Origin of the sequence: Vibrio sp. 1F263 (assembly GCF_041439035.1) — a bacterium.
GTDB classification, from domain to species: Bacteria; Pseudomonadota; Gammaproteobacteria; order Enterobacterales; family Vibrionaceae; genus Vibrio; species Vibrio tasmaniensis_A.
Genome location: NZ_JBGONI010000006.1, coordinates 23,471 through 42,866 on the forward strand (window position 1 = coordinate 23,471; position 19,396 = coordinate 42,866).

17 protein-coding genes are annotated in these 19,396 nt (G+C 42.5%); 9 read left to right on the forward strand and 8 right to left on the reverse strand.

The features are described 5' to 3' along the window. Positions 1-232 precede the first annotated feature (232 nt). Positions 233-1,390, forward strand: coding sequence for a trypsin-like serine protease (locus ACED25_RS05695; protein WP_017097961.1), 1,158 nt, complete (start codon positions 233-235; stop codon positions 1,388-1,390). Positions 1,391-1,530: 140 nt separating this feature from the next. On the opposite strand, the gene ACED25_RS05700 is transcribed toward ACED25_RS05695, so the two are convergent. Then, a complete protein-coding gene (locus ACED25_RS05700; RefSeq protein ID WP_009845170.1) occupies positions 1,531-1,869 on the reverse strand; it encodes a hypothetical protein in 339 nt (112 codons plus the stop codon). Between the two features lie 199 nt (positions 1,870-2,068). Between ACED25_RS05700 and ACED25_RS05705 the strand changes: the two genes are divergently transcribed. After that, complete coding sequence (locus tag ACED25_RS05705) at positions 2,069-2,386, forward strand: helix-turn-helix domain-containing protein (RefSeq protein ID WP_009845174.1); 318 nt, start codon at positions 2,069-2,071, stop codon at positions 2,384-2,386. 161 nt (positions 2,387-2,547) lie between these two features. Here ACED25_RS05705 and arfB read toward each other — a convergent pair whose 3' ends face one another. Continuing rightward, a complete protein-coding gene (arfB, locus tag ACED25_RS05710; protein WP_012600691.1) occupies positions 2,548-2,958 on the reverse strand; it encodes an alternative ribosome rescue aminoacyl-tRNA hydrolase ArfB in 411 nt (136 codons plus the stop codon). An 87-nt stretch (positions 2,959-3,045) separates the two neighbouring features. Between arfB and ACED25_RS05715 the strand changes: the two genes are divergently transcribed. Next, positions 3,046-3,651 (forward strand): beta-phosphoglucomutase family hydrolase, encoded by a 606-nt coding sequence (locus ACED25_RS05715; protein ID WP_009845180.1) that lies wholly within the window; start codon positions 3,046-3,048, stop codon positions 3,649-3,651. Between the two features lie 68 nt (positions 3,652-3,719). Here the strand turns inward: ACED25_RS05715 and ACED25_RS05720 are convergent, their stop codons facing one another. The 4 genes from ACED25_RS05720 to ACED25_RS05735 all read right to left on the reverse strand — a co-directional run bounded on the left by ACED25_RS05720 (position 3,720) and on the right by ACED25_RS05735 (position 9,832). Continuing rightward, positions 3,720-5,624, reverse strand: a complete 1,905-nt coding sequence (locus ACED25_RS05720) for a diguanylate cyclase (protein WP_371694851.1) — start codon at positions 5,622-5,624, stop codon at positions 3,720-3,722. A gap of 240 nt (positions 5,625-5,864) precedes the next feature. Continuing rightward, positions 5,865-7,613 carry a formate--tetrahydrofolate ligase gene (locus ACED25_RS05725; protein ID WP_371694852.1) on the reverse strand — a complete coding sequence of 583 codons (1,749 nt, stop codon included), beginning with the start codon at positions 7,611-7,613 and terminating at the stop codon, positions 5,865-5,867. 294 nt (positions 7,614-7,907) lie between these two features. Further along, a complete protein-coding gene (locus ACED25_RS05730) occupies positions 7,908-9,212 on the reverse strand; it encodes an inosine/guanosine kinase (protein WP_017097957.1) in 1,305 nt (434 codons plus the stop codon). Positions 9,213-9,355: 143 nt separating this feature from the next. Beyond that, positions 9,356-9,832 carry a CreA family protein gene (locus ACED25_RS05735; protein WP_017097956.1) on the reverse strand — a complete coding sequence of 159 codons (477 nt, stop codon included), beginning with the start codon at positions 9,830-9,832 and terminating at the stop codon, positions 9,356-9,358. Between the two features lie 248 nt (positions 9,833-10,080). Between ACED25_RS05735 and ACED25_RS05740 the strand changes: the two genes are divergently transcribed. The 3 genes from ACED25_RS05740 to ACED25_RS05750 all read left to right on the forward strand — a co-directional run bounded on the left by ACED25_RS05740 (position 10,081) and on the right by ACED25_RS05750 (position 13,381). After that, positions 10,081-10,575 (forward strand): hypothetical protein, encoded by a 495-nt coding sequence (locus ACED25_RS05740; protein ID WP_029222777.1) that lies wholly within the window; start codon positions 10,081-10,083, stop codon positions 10,573-10,575. Between the two features lie 60 nt (positions 10,576-10,635). Then, positions 10,636-12,444, forward strand: coding sequence for an HD domain-containing phosphohydrolase (locus ACED25_RS05745; protein WP_017097955.1), 1,809 nt, complete (start codon positions 10,636-10,638; stop codon positions 12,442-12,444). Between the two features lie 208 nt (positions 12,445-12,652). Beyond that, the gene (locus tag ACED25_RS05750; protein ID WP_029222776.1) at positions 12,653-13,381 is read left to right on the forward strand and encodes an HAD-IA family hydrolase; all 729 of its coding nucleotides are present in this window, start codon (positions 12,653-12,655) and stop codon (positions 13,379-13,381) included. Positions 13,382-13,800: 419 nt separating this feature from the next. Here the strand turns inward: ACED25_RS05750 and ACED25_RS05755 are convergent, their stop codons facing one another. Together ACED25_RS05755 and ACED25_RS05760 are read right to left on the reverse strand one after the other, a co-directional pair. Continuing rightward, the gene (locus ACED25_RS05755) at positions 13,801-15,225 is read right to left on the reverse strand and encodes a methyl-accepting chemotaxis protein (protein ID WP_371694853.1); all 1,425 of its coding nucleotides are present in this window, start codon (positions 15,223-15,225) and stop codon (positions 13,801-13,803) included. Between the two features lie 148 nt (positions 15,226-15,373). After that, entirely contained in the window at positions 15,374-16,597 is a 1,224-nt protein-coding gene (locus ACED25_RS05760; protein ID WP_371694854.1) for an aromatic amino acid transport family protein, read from the reverse strand. A 447-nt stretch (positions 16,598-17,044) separates the two neighbouring features. Between ACED25_RS05760 and ACED25_RS05765 the strand changes: the two genes are divergently transcribed. The 3 genes from ACED25_RS05765 (at position 17,045) to ACED25_RS05775 (ending at position 19,308) form a co-directional block, all read left to right on the forward strand. Then, positions 17,045-17,173 carry a hypothetical protein gene (locus tag ACED25_RS05765; protein ID WP_017059831.1) on the forward strand — a complete coding sequence of 43 codons (129 nt, stop codon included), beginning with the start codon at positions 17,045-17,047 and terminating at the stop codon, positions 17,171-17,173. A gap of 194 nt (positions 17,174-17,367) precedes the next feature. Next, positions 17,368-17,979: an ACP phosphodiesterase gene (locus ACED25_RS05770; protein ID WP_371694855.1), complete on the forward strand. Its 612-nt coding sequence runs from the start codon at positions 17,368-17,370 to the stop codon at positions 17,977-17,979. Between the two features lie 57 nt (positions 17,980-18,036). Beyond that, the gene (locus ACED25_RS05775; protein WP_012600681.1) at positions 18,037-19,308 is read left to right on the forward strand and encodes a DEAD/DEAH box helicase; all 1,272 of its coding nucleotides are present in this window, start codon (positions 18,037-18,039) and stop codon (positions 19,306-19,308) included. The last annotated feature ends 88 nt before the right edge of the window (positions 19,309-19,396 follow it).

Consider the following 19,396-nt stretch of genomic DNA (forward strand, 5'->3'; position numbering starts at 1 on the left):
TGTTTAAGCCTGTCTCCCTTTTTATGAACGTATCTATTTTTATAAACGTATCTAATTTTAAGAGCGTATAACTTTCTATATCGCTACAAGCCCAGATACCTGAAAGTTCGTTTTTTAAAACGAGACATATGGCTATATCATTAAAATTGCTTACTATAATATTAGTGGTACGTGTTATGGTGACGATTCATCATTTTTGTAAATAAGTAGTAGGGGTTACAAGGAGTTATCTATGAATGTTAACCATACAATGAGTCCGGTTCGTAAAGCCGTTTTAGGGCTGTTAGCTCCATTGATTTACACATCAAGTGTTATGGCGACGGAAAACTCGGTCGAAAGTGCTCCTAATGTCGGTGTTTCACCTTATATTATCAATGGTAGCCCCACAACAGATGCAGAACTAACTAATACTTATCCAACGTTTACTAGCCTGTACTTTCATGATGGTTCAAAATTTTCTAACTACTGTGGTGGAACCATTATAGATGCACAATTCGTGCTTACCGCTGCCCATTGTGTGTATGAAAGTTACGCGTGGATGCTTAATACTTGGGTTGTTCCAGGAATGGCAGATCAAACAAAATATAACAACGGTGGATACCAATCAGCACGAGTCGAAAAGATATATTATCCAAGTGACTATAGTAATAATCTTGATCCCATCAACGGGAAAGTATTACCAAACGATATTGCTATCTTGAAACTCAAAACAGCCTTAAATGTACGAGACTACTCTTCTTCAATTAACTCTACATTCGACAATGTCTATGCATTGAATCGTGGTCAAGATACGTTTAAGGCAGTTGGCCGAGGCTTGACGAGTCATATAACTGATGACCAAGGCAAAACTGTTTCTAGAACTGCTACCAATGTAGTAAATCAAGCGAATTTAACCTTCGATGCTACAAATAGCTGTAATTCAACAGACAAACAGCTTTGTTTTGATGGAGCGCAGTTCAATGGATACAAAAACTCGACCTGTAATGGTGATTCAGGCGGTCCTGTCTATTGGTGGGATGGGGTTAGCTATCAGCAAATAGGCATTACGAGTTACGGGCCAGCTACATGTGGAAGCCTTACTGAAAAATACACGTCTGTTTTTACGGAAGTTTATGATTATGCAGGATGGATAGATCGAGTTGTTTCAGGCACTGAAAACGCAACTTTTGAAGTTAGAAGTACACCGAGTTCTCGTGTTCTCGTACGAGTGAGCGATGGTGAAACCGTTGATTCATCTTCTGCTTTGTTAAATGAAACGTCAATGCCGAAGATAAGCCTATCGGGCGGGTCTAATTCAGGCACCAACTCAGGCTCTAGTAGCGGCGGTTCTTTGGGGTTCTTGTCGATATTCGCGCTTGGTTTACTTATTTTAAGAAGACAATCTATTTAAAGTTAAGTAGACGTTCATCAGCATGATTGAGGGCTATACCTCGACAGGTTGTTCATTTAAGCATTAATGAAAGAAGTCTTAGATTAAGTCGACGCTAAAAAGCATCAGCGTCGACTTGGTTATTTCGGTGTACTATCGCTTCAAACTTGTCGATATGCCTGCTTATTGATTTTCGCCTTCCTGCTATACCTTTCGACAATTTCATCCATTTGCTTTATGGCATCGTTGATATTTTGAATACCACCTTGTACAACACCTTTCTCGCTTTGGTTCAATGCAGAAAAGGCCTGTTTTAATTCTTTATCTTCCAGCATATTTCCGTGTAACAGCACTTCTTTGTAAGTCAGTAATCTCTGCTGTACCGCAACAATTTCATTACGGGTATCTTCTGATTCTAAAGCCTGTTGTATGCAAGGAAATGCCAATTTATAGAGATTCGCAATTTCCAATTTCACGCTATCATTATTCGCAATTTGCAATTTTTCTTATTTCCTAGCTCTTGATAATTCAAACTTATCTGCCCGTGAGTTAACGCCGTTGTAAGTATGAAAGTCCATGAAACGTAACGTTTTTATCGGCCGAATAATATGCCTTTAATCACTTATGTAAACTGTTCTAAGTCAATATGGTCTGCTTCTTGCTGAAATTAGGTCATAACTGTCTATTCTGGAGGTGCTTATGTCACAAGAACCTATAGTCATTGCGCTGATTGAGCGTAGGAAGCTAGGCAATTGGTCTCAAGAAAAATTAGCGGCTAGCGCAGGGATGAGCTTGAAAACCTATCAACGAATTGAGCGGGGAGAGGCTGATATCAAAATGTCTCAGTATCGTTCGATCACGAGAACCTTGAAAGTTACGGACTTGGATGTCGTACTCGACGTTGTAGGAGCGTCTGAAGCAGCAGCGGAAGATGTAGCTGCTGCTAGTCGTTTGTTAACCAGTGAAGAGCGAATGCTGTTGATTAAACTGATTTTGTCGGTCAAAAAACAGAAGTAGCGTTTTGTTCTAATAGACACTTTCTAATCAATAGTATTGCGAATATGTAGCCTCAAAGAACCAGTCTTCGAATAAACAATGTCAGGTATCGTCTTTTGTCCAGCTAGTTAGAGCTAAAATGATTGTTTCATGGTGAGGTGCTCACTACGGACATGAAACAATTAGTCTACTCTTCCGCGAAGTTGTTTGGTGGTGCTTCTTTGCTTTTTACTTTCTAAACGTCTTTTTTGAGAGCCGCGTGTTGGCTTGGTTGCTCGTCTCACTTTTTGAACTTTTGTTGCTTCTAAGATCAGCTCTTTCAAACGTACCAAAGCATCGTCTCGGTTTTGCTCCTGAGTTCTGTACTGTTGAGCTTTAATGATAATCACACCATCTTTAGTGATACGACCATCTTTATGTGCCAGGAGTTTTTCTTTATAGAAATCGGGTAGGGTTGAGTGCTTTATGTCAAAACGTAAATGTATCGCACTCGATACTTTATTGACGTTTTGACCTCCGGCTCCTTGAGCTCTGATCGCGGTTAGCTGGAGTTCCCAGTCTTGAATTGAAACAGAGTTAGATATTTGTAACATAAACATCCATTTTGAACAGTAATATGGGGTCATGATACTGAATATTGGGTATGGTATCAGTAACTTTCTTAAAGAGTGGTAGTAGTGATGAAAATTGATTTAACGGCGTATGAAGGATTAATCTTTGATATGGACGGTACGTTGATCGATACAATGCCAGCACATGTGAAAGCATGGCAACAAACGGCGGAAGAGTTCGGCTTTTATTTCGAAGCGTCTTGGCTGCATAGCTTAGGTGGAATGCCGAGTTATAAGATCGCTGGTGAGGTAAATAGTAAGTACGGTTTATCGCTCGACCCACAAGCGGTTTCTACGTTTAAAATGGCTTCGTTTGCAGCTATTGAAGACAAAGGAGATATTATCCCTTGTACGTATTCTCTTTTGATAGACCATCTCGGTGACAAGAAGATTGCGGTTGGAACGGGCAGTCAACGCAAGAGCGCAGAACAACTGTTAGATAAAACGGATATCTTGAGTAAGTTGGATATCTTAGTGACAGCGACAGATGTGAAGAATCATAAACCAAACCCTGATACTTTCTTAGCTGCTTGTTTTGGTATGGGTTTACAGCCAAAGCAGTGTGTTGTGTTTGAAGATACTCACCTTGGTAAGCAGGCAGCCCATGCTGCGAATATGGATTGCATTCTGGTAGTCGAAGGGAATACGCTGGAGTTCTACCCCGCACCAAGTTGATTGTTGAGTGAACGACTCTAGAGTGAAATGAATAAGTTAGCGGGGCGGTGGTGCGATGCAGGCTCCCACTATGCAATTTCGCTCATTTCGCTATCAAGGAACAAACATACACTGTTTCTACCTACTGCTTTTGCTTCGTAAAGAGCTAAATCGGCGCACTTATAATTGAGTGCAGGTTCACCTGTTAGGTTGGTTATTCCGCCACTTATTGTAACGACGTTGTCGAACTCGATACTGATCGCGATTCTCAGCCTATTAAGCACATAGTCGGCTTCTTGTGGTGTCGTGTGAGGCAAGATAACCCCAAACTCTTCTCCCCCAATACGAGCCACGAAATCGGTATCTCGGCATTCACGTTGCAGTACCTGTGCTACGGTTTGTATGGCTTTATCGCCATAATCATGTCCAAATCTATCGTTAATGCGTTTGAAATGGTCAATATCCAATATGGCTAAGCAAGATTGCTCGCGAGTAGGGTAACGACTAACGCGAGAACACTCGTCACGAAGCTCCAGGTCGAACTTTCGTCTATTCCAACAGCCAGATAGTGCATCTTTTTCGCTAAGGTTTCTCAATTTATTCTCGAGCTCTTTGTGTTTGCTGATATCAACAAATGATGCAACATAAAATTGAATCACATCTTTTGAGTCTTTGATGGTTTGTATTCGAAGAATTTCCGTGATGAAGGTGCCATCCTTTCGTCGGTTCACCACTTCGCCTTCCCACATCCCTGTCTCTTTAATGACGCTCCACATTTTAGTGTAGAACTCTTCATTATATCGGCCAGCGTTAAACAATGAAGGCTGTTTACCTTTTACATCTTCTAACTCGTAGCCACTGACACGGGTGAACTCTTGGTTTACTTTTATGATTCGGTTATTTTTGTCTGTGATTAATAGGGCAGACATACCGTTCATTGCCGCTTTGGCGAGTTGGCTTTCGATACTGTTCTTTTTATGATTTCTGTTCCACAGTACGAAACCTGCAGATATCATTGAAATCAATATCGAGAGTATGATTATCTGAACGACTATGGCGTGATTTTCTTGTTGAAACTGAGTGTTAAATTGATGTTCTTCAATATGAAGAACCATATAAATTGGTCCTTCAAACTGCTTAATCTTAGGGCTGATGTCAGAGTGAAAATACCAGTTTTTACCATCAAAATAGCTGGATGAGGTGCCGCTTTGAATATTCTGCCACAGGCCTGGGGCTAGTTTTGCATACGTCTTGTCTGAACGTGATTCAATCACATGCCCAAATGAATCCTCAGGGTCGGGACCCATGATGACATGACCAGTATTATTAAGGATGACCGGAACTGTCGCTGATGTACCTATCTGGTAATGTAAGCGATCATAGATCTCGCGCATATTTAGGTTAGCAATGAAATAGCCAATAATGTGCTCCCCTACAGTGACAGGCGTCATAATGCGAAGTGTCGGCGAAAAGGGGCGAACTAACTCTCCATTTTCAACTTCTAGATCAATGCCTGTAGCTTTAACTTCTCCAATCTCTAATTCTTGTAGCTTTTTGTAGTAATCGCGAGAGGATTTGTTTTGTAACTCGTGGTCTGGAGTGACACTTGCGTGGCCATCTTTATAGTTGACGCGGAATACTTCATTAGCGTCTAGATCTAGGAAACGCAGTTGAGAGTAGTATTGTTGCCCGTGTGCCAATACAACCCACAGATCCTGCAGTGCTTGTTTGTTAGTAACTGAAGGCTCGGAAATGGAACGAAGTAGGGTCTGTGAGGCGGCAATAGAGGGAACCGCGTTTGATATTTGCTCAACAATAATAGCGAGTTGACGGAAGCTGTATTCGATTTGGTTTTGATTAGACTGTTTGATGTTTAGCGCATACTGGGCTTCAACCCGTTCAAATTCAGAGTTTATATAGAGAGCAGGGACTAATCCTAGGACAAACAAGGTACATAGAAATTGGCTGATCAGTTTTTTTATACTCGTATTCATCACTGTCCTCGAAAAATCAGCGCAATACTATATATTTTGTAGGCCTATTAATGTGATCTTGACCCAAAACTTATAATCAGATGTGCATATTATTTCGTTTTTAATGAAATTTATTGCACTTGGGGTGTTAATTGAGCAATTAGGTATCAGAAACGAGACCTGTCCGCAAATATAATGGGGAGCATAGTACGGACAGGTTATTCTAGATAAAGCGGATTTTTAGCCTATGTCTGGTCGTAATTAACTTAAGCCAACGATGTTTCCTTTGCTATCAATGTCCAACGACATAAAAGCCGGTTTATCCGGTAGGCCTGGCATGGTCATTACATTGCCGCACAGCGCGTAAATAAAGCCAGCACCAGCACACAGTTTTAGCTCCCTAACGGGTACGTCAAACTGAGATGGTGCACCTTTTACGTGTGCTTCTGTCGAGATCGATAGTGGTGTTTTTGCTAAACAAACCGATAGGTCGTTATAGCCATGCAGTTTGAATTCGGCCAGTTGTTTTTTAGCCAGTGGAGATAGCGAGATACTTGCTGCGCCATAGCCAACTTCAGCGACGGCCATCAGTTTTTCTTCTAGGCTTTGCTTTGAGTGATACAACGGCTTAAATTCACTCTGTTTTTGGCAAGCTTTTACTACGGCGTGAGCCAATTTAGTCGCCCCTTCGCCACCCTGACCAAATGCTTCGCTTACTTCAACACTAACGCTTGGGTCGAAGTCGGTGATCATCTGTTTCAAAGCATCGAGCTCTTGAGTTGAATCTTGTGGAAATCGATTGATCGCAACAACGGTAGGCACTTGGTATTGCTTAACGCTGTTGATGTGCCATTTAAGGTTCTCAAACCCTGCAATAAGCGCGTCTTGGTCATCATTAAAGATTGAATCTGGTAGCGGAGTTCCTGGTCTCAAATCGTATAAACCTGAGTTGGCTTTTAGACCACGTAATGTTGCGACAATAACAGCACAATCTGGATTTTTTTTCGATGCTTTCACTTTGATGTTACATGCTTTCTCAAAACCCATATCTGAGCCGAAGCCACCTTCCGTCACGACAAAGTCACTTAGCTTTAACGCAACCTTATCGGCAATAATAGAAGAGTTACCGTGTGCGATGTTAGCGAATGGCCCCGCGTGGATTAGGGTAGGAACCCCTTCAAGGGTTTGCATCAATGTTGGCTCTATGGAGTCTTTCATTGTGACTGTCATAGCACCTGCTACGTTGAAGTCATCTGCAGTTAATGGCAAGCCTTGGTTGTTGTATGCGAGTACCACTCGTCCGATACGCTTTCTTAAATCTTGGAGGTCATCAGTGAGAGCAAGAATAGCCATCAGCTCTGAAGCGGCTGAGATGTCAAAGCCATCCTCGCGCTCAAAGCCATTAATTGTTTTGTCTGCTTCGTTCTTGCCAACCGTGATCATACGCAGTGCGCGGTCATTGTGGTCAAGTACACGTCGCCACACGATTCTGCGTGGGTCGATATCCAGAGCTTTTAAGCCTGAGCGAGCCTCAAAGGCTTCTAACCCTTCACGTTGCTCATGATACAAACGAGCGTCAATAGCGGCAGATGCGAGGTTATGAGCGACTGTTACGGCATGAATGTCGCCAGTCAGGTGAAGGTTCAATTGCTCCATTGGGGCAACTTGTGAATAGCCACCGCCGGCTGCACCACCTTTTACACCAAATACCGGGCCCATTGAAGGTTGGCGAATGCAGGCCATAGCGGATTGGTTAATCTTTGCTAGACCTTGTGCTAGTCCGATAGTGGTGACGGTTTTGCCCTCACCAAGAGGCGTCGGTGTGATGGCCGTAACCACGACTAATTTACCATCTTGTTGGCTAGCGAGGCGTTCAAGTGATGTGAGAGACACTTTAGATTTGTATTGCCCTAATGGCTGATGTTCGTTGTGGTGCAGGCCAGCTTGCTTGGCAACTTCACTGATGTTTTTAAGGGGAGTAGAGCGACAAATATCAATATCAGACAGCATATTTGATCCTTATATCAGAACCGAAAGGTGGTACGTAAACGTTTGCGTGGCGATAGTACTGTATAAATTTGCCAAGTAAAGGCAAACCACATCAATTATGTGCTGGAAGATAACAGATCTAAAGAGTCATTGCGCGAGATCAAATCTTAAACGAGAAAAATATTCGATCTGATTACCTTCAGCTGCCGTTATATTGGTGTTGAATACAAAAAGGGCTGCATATAGCAGCCCTTCAAGGAATGGGTAATCCAACTTGGCGTTAACCTCTAAGAGTTAACTACCTAATAGAGTCGCTTAACGATCCCAGTATGTTTCTTCTAAGCTATCTTCGCGTTCAGGTAGTGCACGAGAAAGGCGAGGAGAGTGCTGAGTCAACACTTCATAGCTTACACGGTTTGAGTACTTACAAATTTGAGACAGAGAAGAATACGTTAGACACGAGTGCTCGTGCTTTTCTGAGTTTGGTACATTCACGTGGTGGTAGCTGTTTGCTGCCATGTCGTGTAAAAGTGCAGAAAGTGCACCATCACCAGCACCATTGGTGTTTTTAATTTCGCGCGGGCCACCAAGATAAGGGCCAATGTGAGAGTAGACTTTTACCGGATCTTGACAGTCTTGCTTACGCATAGCACGGCTGAACTCGAATTTATTGAACTCAGGAATGTTACCCGGTAATAATGGCAGAGTGGTTTCGCGTTTCGCAGGCTCGTCAGTGTAGCCAGCCATGTATAAACCGATAGGGCCTGCAGTACAGAGAACGAGGTCAACCCACTCAAGTGCTTTGTTAGCAGCTAGAAGCGGATCTTTTTCACCCGTTAACGCTTCACCTTCGTCTTCGTTCATCGCGACGATGGTTACGTTTTCTTTCAGATATTCTTGCCACCATTCCGCATTACCTTCGATCACGTACTTAGTACCAAGTGTTAGTACAACTGGCACATTGTGCGCTTTCGCGTATTCAATCGCTTTTTGTACCGCTTTTGGCATCGGATCTTCAGGTTTGCCGCGCATTAGGTATGACGACACAACCAATGCTGATGCTTTCTCGAACACTTTTTCAGGAACGCTTTCAGGAAGCAGTTGGTTCATGTGGCCTTCGTTGATTGCAAACGTACGTTCACCATCTTCAGAAATAAGCGTGTAGCAACGACCAATAGGACCATCAACCGTTTGAAGGTGATTTAGATTCATACGAGAAGAAGTGCGGCAAAGGTAACGATAACCAAATGAGCCAACTTCAATCTTCTTAGACATAACGCCGAGCAATACAGATTTACTGTCTGCAAGTACGGAATAGTTGTGCAGTGTGTTGCCGATAGTATCGCCAGGGTATTGATGCGTGATCAAACCGCGCTCAACTAACTCTTCGTACAGCGCATCTGCTTTACTCTCTTCCAATACCAGTGAGTGACCTTTACTCAGCTCATATTTTTCAAGGAACGCGTTATCAACACGGGCTTCGATATCAACAATCGTTTGACCAACACCGACAATTGTTGCGCGGTGAAGCTTAGGCGTTTGTTGCATTTGGTTGACCAACGGATCACGTGCGTGAGTTGGAAAGTAGTGTTTAGATTTACGCTGTCCAGGAAACTTCATATGAAAAATACAGTGAAAAAATTTTGCCGAATGATATCACATTTTGTTTCTGATTCTTTCATTTTTATTACATTTAGAATCACCTGTACGATGTCTGTACAGGTGACTCGTTTTACTTTTCGCTTGAGGGCATTTACGTGAGCCTATTCCGCTGGGAGGAGTGTTGCTGGATCAACGTAAGCCTCAGTACCCCATAGGGGAACGGTTGAAAGGCTATGCTTGAAACTGCCTTCTGTTTCTTTGGTGGTGTATGACAAGTAAAGCAGCGATTGATTCTCTGCATCGTAGATACGACGAACCTTCATTGTTTTAAAGAAGATACTTTTTGATTGTTTGAACACCACTTCACCAGATTTGCTTTTGTCTATTTTAGCAATCATTTCTGATGTAATTTCACCGGTTTGACGACAAGAAATAGAGCTATCGCTTGGATCGGAAAGGCTAAGGTTTGCTTCGATTGAAGCGATATGACAAGTCACACCTGCGATTTTATCATCATCTAAAGAAGACATTTTGATATCCTTCATTGTGAAGAATCCAAGAGAGACGTCGCCAACCTCGTTGTCCGAACAGCCAGCCAACATTGTGATGATACCCGCTGCTATTAAGGCTTTTTTCATAAGAAGTCCTTTTTATTTATAGAGTTCTGTTTACTATAAGGATATTGAAAGCTTGAATACGAGTGTAGAGCTTTTCGTTAAGTTCTTAAAGGATGTTGTTGGATAATGGAAAATATGAAGCATTTAAAGTACTTGTTGGCCTTGGTCATGCTCTGTATGCTCTGTGCTTGTAGCTCGGCACCTCAGTCGAATATATGTCTTCCAAATAGCTGTGACATTTGGGGATACTAACCGTAGGTACTAAAAGAATGAATAACGAAATACCTGAAATTGTACAGAAGAAAAACCAATGGCTGTTTAGTCAACTCGATATTGCCTACCCCGCAAAAGAGAGCCTGCTAGGCCGAGAACTTTATCAAAGCAAACTCCCGTCCAAGACATACCAACTCCTCACCCAAGATCAAACACCTTCCCAAATTGATGAACTGCATAAAGTCGACTTCCATAAACTGACCGTACTTTTTTCACTTAACCAAGCCAGCGCTTACCAAGATGAAACCGAAAGGGCGTACATGTTAGAGTTTTTGAGTCAGATTATGTTATCTGACGAACATGTCTTATACATAGGGACTCAAAATGGTGATGTAGCAGCGAGCGCTATCGTTACAGAAGCGGAGGATTCTCTGCTAATCTCAGACGTTGTGGTTGGAAGTGGTCAAAGTATCAACGCTTTTGCTAAGCAGATCCTTGATTTTTGGGCACAAGATCATGCTTCTCGCGATAAAGTGTGGGTCGAGAACTAAAGGTTCTTTGAGAAAGCGTTAATCTAAGTAAAATACCCCGTCTTATTTAAAGGGTATTGTATGTACAAGCTATTGTTCTCAATCGCTGTATTGTGTGTTAGCGCTTATTCTTCACTCAGTTTTGCTAATGACTGGGATATCAAACGCATCCTAGTTTTACACTCATACGAACCTTCTTATCAGTGGACCGCTGACTTCCAAAAAGGGATAGACAGTGCGTTCAGCCAATCTCAAGCCGAAGTTAAACTCTCAATCGAGTATTTGGATTCAAAGCGCGTCCATAGCCCTGAGTACTACGATTCTATCGCAAACTACTTACGTACCAAATATGCAGATTATAAGTTTGATGGTGTAATCGCGACTGACGACAACGCGGCTAACTTCCTTGAATCTCTGCCTAGTTTGATCGATCGCTCCACACCTGTCGTTGCTGCCGGTATTAACGATTTCAGTACCGACATGTATTCGGTGTCTGATAGAGCAACCGTGCTTTATGAGAACGATCAGATAGACGTCAATATTGATCTAATTTCGAAGTTAAGACCTAACCTAAAAATACTGTATTTCATCAATGATTACAGTGTCACTTCTGAGTTAATTCGCAAAGAGATGAATCGCGTGATGACTGAGTTCCCTAATATCACATTGGTTGAAATACGCGATTTATCGTTAGTGCGTACCCGTCAGTTTTTGGAAGGTATCTCTGCTGATGACGCGGTTTTGCTCAGTCATTACAATACCGAATTGAATCGAGGCGTGTATCATACTTATCAAGAGGTTTCGGATACTTTGTCTAAAGCAAGTGCTGCTCCAGTGTTTGCTTTGTGGCAGTTCTATATTTCGGGAGATGTACTTGGTGGCTATGTGAATCACTCTCAAAGCATGGGTGAAGAGACGGTTAAGGCGCTCGATAAGTACCTACCTCTTGGTTTCGACGAACCTTTAACTCCAGGTGAGAACAAACGTTTTGTTTTCAATTATCCAGCGATGACAAATTTCGGTATCCGTGAGAGTGCGCTACCTGATGAGGCTGTATTCATTAATGAGCCTTCATCCTTTATTCGTAAAAACTTTCAGTTGCTATTGGGATTGTCGATGGTCATTGCAGGTTTGAGCCTGATTATTTTGATGCAATTTGTCACTCTACGCCAAAAGAAAGAACTGGCTAAAAAGAGCAAACGAATCTTAAAACTCCAGAAACAAACACTGAATATTCAAAAAGATATGATTCATGTTCTCGGAGAGGCGATTGAAACTCGCTCTGGCGAAACCGGTAATCACGTTAAACGTGTCGCCAAGTTGTCTGCGTTGCTTGCTAAGTATCGTGGCTTGAGCCATCGCGAGGTCGAGATGATAGAGATCATCAGTCCGATGCATGATGTGGGTAAGATTTCAGTCCCAGAATCAATCTTGGATAAACCAGGTAAATTGACCGAGCAAGAGTGGGAAGTGATGAAGCTTCACACAACGGCAGGCTATAACTTACTGAAGAGTGGAGCCGGTGATATTACCAATCTGGCTGCTATCATTGCCAACGAGCATCATGAACGTTGGGATGGGGCTGGATATCCTAATGGCAAAGTGGGTGACGAAATTCACTTGTTTGCCCGTATTACGGCCGTCGCGGATGTGTTTGATGCACTACTCAGTGCCCGTTGTTACAAAGAGCCGTGGCCATTAGAGATGGTTATCGATTTGTTCGAGAGAGAATGCGGCTGTCAGTTCGACCCTGAGCTTACTCAGTTACTACTGAGCCACTTACCCGAGTTTGTTGCTATCCGTGATTCGTATCCAGATACCATCACCGCTGAATGTCGCATTGAATTAACGGATAAACCTATTGTTATTGAAGAATTGGCCGTGAATTAACGGTTTATTGGCAAATAAAGTCGTGATTGGTGACGCTCAAAGTATATTAATTTAATGAGTGCTGTTGCTTATGGTTAAGCATAAAGTGATCCACTGCATATTTCGCGTAGAGAAATAAGGGGCGATAGGTAAAGTGTTACCTTAATCATCACGCGTATTGAAAGAACACTATAGGATAAAACTTGAATTCAATGCGAGTGAGAGAGCTATGCGGTTAGAACAAACTAAATGTGTAATTTTCGATTGTGATGGAACACTCATCGATAGCGAGAAGCTGTGTTGCCAAGCCTTAGTGAATGTGTTTTCTGGCTTTGGGGCTAAGTTAAGCGTTAATGACTGCTATGTGCACTTTCAAGGTGGGAAGCTAGCTGACATCTTAATGGATACGCAAGCACGTTTAGGGCTATCTATCTCCATCGATACACTCGAGCCGCTTTATCGCACTGAATTAGAAGCCTTGTTCCAACGCCATTTAAAGCCGATGGATGGTGCTATTGAGCTTATTGAATTCCTCAAGCAACAAGACATTGAGTTTTGTATCGCTTCCAATGCGCCTAAATATCGAGTTGAATCCTCATTGGCAATGACAGGAATGCTCGACGACTTCAAAGGCAAAGTATTTTCAGCTTTTGATGCCAATAGCTGGAAACCGGAGCCCGACCTGATCATGTATACCGCAATGAATATGGGCTTTTTACCAAACGAATGTATTTATGTTGATGACACGGTGAAAGGCATTGAAGCAGGGGTTCGTGCGGGTATTCAATCTTTTAGATTGCGACCAACGTTTGAAGGTTCATTGAGTGATAATACCGAAGCCGACATAGCAGAGCTAGCGGCTCAGGATATTTACAGTTTGGAAGAAATATCGATTTGGATTAATGGCAAGCGCTGCTCAAGTGGTGGTATACCGCACTCTGGAGCTTTGGTGGGGTAAAGCCTAATTGAAGGCTGACTACTTTGCTTAATTGTGTTGTGTGGAAACCACATGCAGCACAAGTGAACTTCTCTCCACTTTCTGAAAGTAGATATTCGTCATGTTGGCATAAAGGGCATGTGATGTCGTCGGTGTATGGTGCATCTGTTTTATTCATTATGTGTCACCTGCAGCAAGAGGGTAAGCGAAAAAAGACCCGTTTAATTAGATTACCCCTAAGCTCGAATATTAGACAGTTTTGACACTTGATAATCTCGCCTTTGCGACTTACTTCATGTTAATAACTGAGGAGTATGGATTTGTCATGGTTATTAATCGACACCAATAAAAAAGGACTCTATATGAGTCCTTTTTAGGTTTGTTCTTAATTCTGAGCATTAAGTATTAAGCATTAAGTGCAAATAGCTGATAGCTATTTGCTAAGTGCGGTATCTTGCCAAAGTTTGAGACAGAGAAACCGATGCTTCAGTCAGCTTAGATACGCCCTTTGAAGAGTTTTGAGCGACATCTTTGATTACGCCTGATTGGCCTCGTATATCATTAAGCTCAGCAGCGATGGTATTCGCTACGTTGCTTTGTTCATCAGCTGACGTTGCTATTTGTAGACTCATGTCCATTAGCGCTTGTGCGGAATCTGCAATCGAGTTTACGTCATCACCGATATGTGAAATGAGTTGGCTACTGGTTTGCGCTTGATCAACCGTTTGCACCGTGATCTTAGCAATATTTTGACTCTCTTGCTGTAAGCGTTCAATCATCGTTTGGATCTCAACTGTAGCGGATTGAGTTCTGCTAGCAAGCGTTCTCACTTCATCAGCAACAACGGCGAAACCACGACCTTGTTCACCCGCACGAGCTGCTTCAATCGCGGCATTTAGCGCAAGTAAGTTGGTTTGCTCTGAAATTGCGTTGATCGTGGTGATGACTTCGTTGATTTGGCTTGTATTTACATTCAAGCTCGTAACAGAAGACGAGGTTTGCTCAATCAAAGAAGAAAGGGTGGTTATCTCTGAGATTGCTTGCTGAACCATAGCATGGCTATCATTGATTTGTTGAGCATCTTGCTCTGCTTGCTCTGTAGAGCGCGCAGAGATATTAGATACTTCATTCGCTGATGCCGTCATTTGGTCCATTGCAGTTGCAACAGAGTCTAGAGATGAATTCTGGCTCATAATCTGTGTTTCACTGCGCTTCATCTCTTTTTCGAAAGAAGCTGACGTTTCACTCAGTGTCGCTGCGTTTTGGTTTACGTTATTGACTAGTTCACTTAGCGTATCCATTGAACGGTCAAGGGCGCAACCAATCGTACCAAACTCATCTCGGCCCGGATGGAAGCCAAGGCGAGATGTTAAATCACCATCACCAATCTTTTGAGTGGTTGAGTAAAGAACCCAAAGTGCGCCACCTAGGAAGGTTGCAACCCAGTAACAGAAAAGACCAAAAGGCAAACACCATAAAAGACTGAGTAATAATGTGTACAGAGCTTGCTGCTTTTGGTTCTTTGTATCAGTAGTTGAAACGGTAAGAGAGTAGTAGTTGCCATCTTGTGCCAGTGCCGTAGCAGTCACCGAACCCGTGTTTGAAATAGTGGTTTCTTGAAGGCGTGTTTGTTGGCTAACAGAACGAACCGAAGCTGGGGAATCTGACGCTGATAAAATGCCTTGCAACTGATATTCAACCTGCTGTTTTGCACTCGCGTCAATTTGTTCCATATTGTTGACGTAGTTGAGGCCAGCGAGGCTTGCCACAGCGGCAAAAAAGATCAAGAAAATGACCCAAAACTTGTCGTTAATCGACATTTTAATAAACAGTTTGTCTATCGTTCTAAATTGTACTTCTTTCATAAAAACTCCACGGTAAATCCTTTACCGTGGACTCTAAATAACCGACCTCAATAAAAATGTGATTCCGGTCGATTAATTATGAAAATTAATGATAACAATATATCGTTCATGAGACATCAATCAAGTATTTTTGCTCTCGATGGGTTTATTAGCCTAATGATGGTAATAACCCTACTGAAATAAGGATTTGAACTGCAATGATAAACACGCCAACGCTACCCGCTAAAAACAGCGCTTTGCTTCCGCCTAACACTTGGTAAGTTGATTCTGTAGCGTGAGGTTTTACTAATAAATCTGTGTAACGAACTTTGTATACCATTACTGTCGGTAGCAGAATTGCGAGCACTGAAAGTGCAATGGCAGCGTAACCCAAAGCCATGATAAAACCTTGTGGGTAGAACAAGGCAAAACCTAATGGTGGTAAAAAAGTGATAGCGGCCGTCTTAACGCGTTTGGCATTGCCTAGTTTCTTGCTTAGAGAGTCCCCCATGAATTCAAATAACCCCAAGCTCACGCCAATAAAAGAAGTAAGAAGTGCAAGGTCCGCGAACACACCGACGATCACGCTCAGGTTGGATTGATGAACAGTTTGCGATAGTGAGACTAGAAGCGCACCCAAGCTAGTATCAGACAATAATTGCTCTTGGCTAACCACACCCAACGTAACACTCTGCCAGAAAACATAGATGACCAAAGGCAGTGCAGAGCCAATAATCATGACCTTACGTAAAGAGCGAACGTCACCATCCAGGTATCGAACAATTGAAGGGATGCTGCCGTGGAAACCAAAAGAGGTAAACACAACCGGTATCGCAGCAACAATCAGGCCTTGATGCAAAGGCATGCTCATTAGGTATTGAGAGCTGATGTTTGGTGCAAGGAAACTGAGTACCAGTACCATCGCAATCAGTTTAAGTCCGAATAAAACGCGGTTAACTTTATCAACACTGTGTGTACCAATCGTAACAACTCCCGCAACTAACAGTGTAAATAGGAGTGTAGTGACTTGGCCATTGAGTTCAATGCCTGCAATATCCGATATACGTTGGTTAAACTGCGCTCCGCCACCTGCAATGTATGCGGCACACAAAGCGTAGAAAAGAAACATCACGGCGAAGCTTGCGATCCACTTTCCTTTCGTTCCCAAAATCGTGTGAGCTAACGTGTGTAGAGTTGCGTCCGATTCAGCGAATTGATGAAGCTCTACCATTAATAATGCGGTGAAGGCCATGAGAGCCCATAAGCCAAGCATTAGAAATAGTGAAGTTGAAAAGCCAATTCCTGCAGATGCGAGTGGAAGAGCGAGCATGCCGGCACCAATGGTTGTGCCTGCAATGATCAAAGTACTGCCAAAAACCTTTGATTTATTCATTGTATATAATTCTTTACGTTAGGGTGGGTTTTCGTTGTGTTTCTTCTGGTCTAAGAGAATAAACCCAAAGAATATCTCGATTTTCAAGTATCTTGATTGAGTTTAATTCCAAATGCAATGTTTAATGTAATTAAAAATATCCACTGTATATAAATATGTACAGCAGTTGGTGCGTAAGGAACTAAAAATGCTTAAGCAAACGTTTGAGTGTGATTTGCATCAAAATTTATAGGGTAATTTGTTGTAATTGGTGTAAGGTGACAGTACATATGTCGTTCGCGTATGCCCCTTTAGCGTAAACAAGCGCTAATGATCGCGAGTAGCTTCAAGCTATAAATATGGAATGGGTAGAGTAGAGTGCGTTCATCAAAGTGACATAATTTAAGTCCAAGATGGTGCACTAGTTAATCGGACAACATGTCCACACCAAGGAATAGAGGGGGCACTATGAGTGACCAATCTTATAATGACGAAAGTCTAGAGTTGTTAGATGCTATGGAAATTGGTATCGATTTATCTGACTATGAACAGACGGTTAAACAATTAGCAGAAGAGCTTTTCAAGTCTTCGAACTAAGTTTTTAAGATCTTTAATTAGGTTTTACTGAACTAAAGGTTTCTGTAGTTCAACGTTCTCAAATTAAACAATTCTTAAACTGAGCAAATCTCATTCGCTCACGCGTCATAACAAAACTATCCTCATTAAAGTTCGCGAAGATAAACGAGTACGTTTACCATGTTACTTAGTTCTCGATACTTTAATGAGGTTCAATGAACTTTCTCGCACACCTCCACATCGCCAAGCATTGTAAAAGTAACTTAGCGGGTAATCTGTTAGGTGACTTCGTTAAAGGCGACCCTAGTAAATACTATTCAAACTCACTTTCAGACGGAATAAGACTTCATCGATTCGTTGATAGCTATACTGATCATCATGATGTATCTCGTTCTGCAAAATCGCTTTTCTCACACCAAACACGACGCTTTGCACCTATCGCACTCGATGTATTTTGGGATCACTGCTTAGCCAATCATTGGGCTCAGTTCTCAACGCAATCACTTGAGCGCTTTTGCGTAGACAGCCATCAACAGATCTTTGAACATCAAGAGCCTCATTGGCCTGAGCACTTCATTACTGTTCACCAGAAAATGGCAGAACAACGTTGGTTGCTAAGTTATCAAGACATGCCTTCCATTGAGGTGGTATTGCAACGCATGGCTTTGAGACGGCCAAAGCTTGGGATGCTTAAATCTTGCTATCACGACCTAGAGTATCACTACAACACGTTGCAGTGTCACTTTCATGAGCTTTATCCTAGTGTTTTAGAAGAAGCGAAGCAGTTTAATTCGCTTCAAATGAAGAAAAATCAAAAGGAAAGGTAAACAGCGTAATGCAGGTTTGCTACAATCCGCGCCTATTTAATCTTTGAGCATCATACTATGTCTGAATCTACAAAATCTTTTAACCAACTAGGATTATCTGAGCATCTTCTTGCTACGCTATCAGAGCTTAACTTTACGGCTCCTACCAGTGTTCAAGAGCAAGCGATTCCATTGGTATTAGAAGGCAAAGATGTATTGGCTGGTGCTCAAACGGGTACAGGTAAAACGGCCGCATTTGGTTTGCCAATTATCCAAAGATTAATCGAGACAAAAGACAATGTTATTCCAAACCCGAAGCTAGTTCGTGCGCTTGTGTTGGTACCAACACGTGAACTTGCGCAACAGGTTTTCGATAACGTAACCAGCTACGCAAAGGGCACCGACATCAAAGTCGTGGTGGCTTACGGCGGCGTTAGTATGAAGGTTCAAACTGAAAACCTACGCGGGGGAGCTGATATTCTTGTCGCGACTCCTGGCCGTCTTATCGACCATATGTTCACTAAGAACATCATGTTGAGCCACACTGAAGTGTTGGTATTGGATGAAGCAGACCGCATGCTAGACATGGGTTTCATGCCTGATATCAAACGCATTCTTTCTCGTATGAATGAGGTGCGACAGACTCTGTTCTTCTCTGCGACGTTTGATAACAAAATTAAAGCTCTGGCACATCGAATGATGCAGTCGCCAAGCGAAATTCAAGTGACGCCAAAAAACAGCACCGCTGACACCGTTACCCAGATGGTTTATCCCGTTGATAAATCGCGCAAGAGTGAATTATTGGCTTATTTGATTGGCTCAAAGAACTGGCAACAAGTGTTGGTGTTCACAAAGACTAAGCAGGGCACCGATGCTCTCGTTAAAGAGCTTAAGCTAGATGGCATTAAAGCGGCATCAATCAATGGTGATAAGAGCCAAGGTGCGCGCCAAAAAGCACTGGATGATTTTAAATCAGGCAAAGTACGCGCGTTAATTGCAACCGACGTGGCAGCTCGAGGTATTGATATCCAGCAGCTAGAACAAGTTGTGAATTACGATATGCCATTTAAAGCGGAAGACTACGTTCACCGTATTGGTCGTACTGGCCGTGCTGGCAACAGTGGTTTAGCGATCTCTTTGATGAGCCAGGATGAAGCTTACCTACTGGGTGACATTGAACGATTGCTGGATACGCGCTTGCCTCAAGAGTGGCTAGAGGGTTTTGAACCAAGCCTAGAAAAAGATCTAGCCCCCGATCGAGGTGGTCGCAGTAAAAGTCGTTCATCAGAAAAACGTAAGATGAAAGCGAAACTTAAGATTCACCAAAATCGCGGTAAAGCGCGTCGCTAAACCTGCTACTGGTTGAATCGTTTAAAACATAAGCAGACTCACTCAGACATAAAAATGCCCCGCTACTGATATATTCAGTAGCGGGGCA

Excerpts from the sequence above, each read along its gene's own strand:
- ACED25_RS05765 (WP_017059831.1), top strand. The coding sequence starts at position 17,045 with ATGAGTGACCAATCTTATAATGACGAAAGTCTAGAGTTGTTAGATGCT.
- ACED25_RS05735 (WP_017097956.1), bottom strand. The coding sequence starts at position 9,832 with ATGAAAAAAGCCTTAATAGCAGCGGGTATCATCACAATGTTGGCTGGC.
- arfB (WP_012600691.1), bottom strand. The coding sequence starts at position 2,958 with ATGTTACAAATATCTAACTCTGTTTCAATTCAAGACTGGGAACTCCAG.
- ACED25_RS05730 (WP_017097957.1), bottom strand. The coding sequence starts at position 9,212 with ATGAAGTTTCCTGGACAGCGTAAATCTAAACACTACTTTCCAACTCAC.
- ACED25_RS05715 (WP_009845180.1), top strand. The coding sequence starts at position 3,046 with ATGAAAATTGATTTAACGGCGTATGAAGGATTAATCTTTGATATGGAC.
- ACED25_RS05750 (WP_029222776.1), top strand. The coding sequence starts at position 12,653 with ATGCGGTTAGAACAAACTAAATGTGTAATTTTCGATTGTGATGGAACA.
- ACED25_RS05775 (WP_012600681.1), top strand. The coding sequence starts at position 18,037 with ATGTCTGAATCTACAAAATCTTTTAACCAACTAGGATTATCTGAGCAT.
- ACED25_RS05755 (WP_371694853.1), bottom strand. The coding sequence starts at position 15,225 with ATGAAAGAAGTACAATTTAGAACGATAGACAAACTGTTTATTAAAATG.
- ACED25_RS05760 (WP_371694854.1), bottom strand. The coding sequence starts at position 16,597 with ATGAATAAATCAAAGGTTTTTGGCAGTACTTTGATCATTGCAGGCACA.
- ACED25_RS05705 (WP_009845174.1), top strand. The coding sequence starts at position 2,069 with ATGTCACAAGAACCTATAGTCATTGCGCTGATTGAGCGTAGGAAGCTA.
- ACED25_RS05695 (WP_017097961.1), top strand. The coding sequence starts at position 233 with ATGAATGTTAACCATACAATGAGTCCGGTTCGTAAAGCCGTTTTAGGG.
- ACED25_RS05740 (WP_029222777.1), top strand. The coding sequence starts at position 10,081 with ATGAATAACGAAATACCTGAAATTGTACAGAAGAAAAACCAATGGCTG.
- ACED25_RS05720 (WP_371694851.1), bottom strand. The coding sequence starts at position 5,624 with ATGAATACGAGTATAAAAAAACTGATCAGCCAATTTCTATGTACCTTG.
- ACED25_RS05770 (WP_371694855.1), top strand. The coding sequence starts at position 17,368 with ATGAACTTTCTCGCACACCTCCACATCGCCAAGCATTGTAAAAGTAAC.
- ACED25_RS05725 (WP_371694852.1), bottom strand. The coding sequence starts at position 7,613 with ATGCTGTCTGATATTGATATTTGTCGCTCTACTCCCCTTAAAAACATC.
- ACED25_RS05745 (WP_017097955.1), top strand. The coding sequence starts at position 10,636 with ATGTACAAGCTATTGTTCTCAATCGCTGTATTGTGTGTTAGCGCTTAT.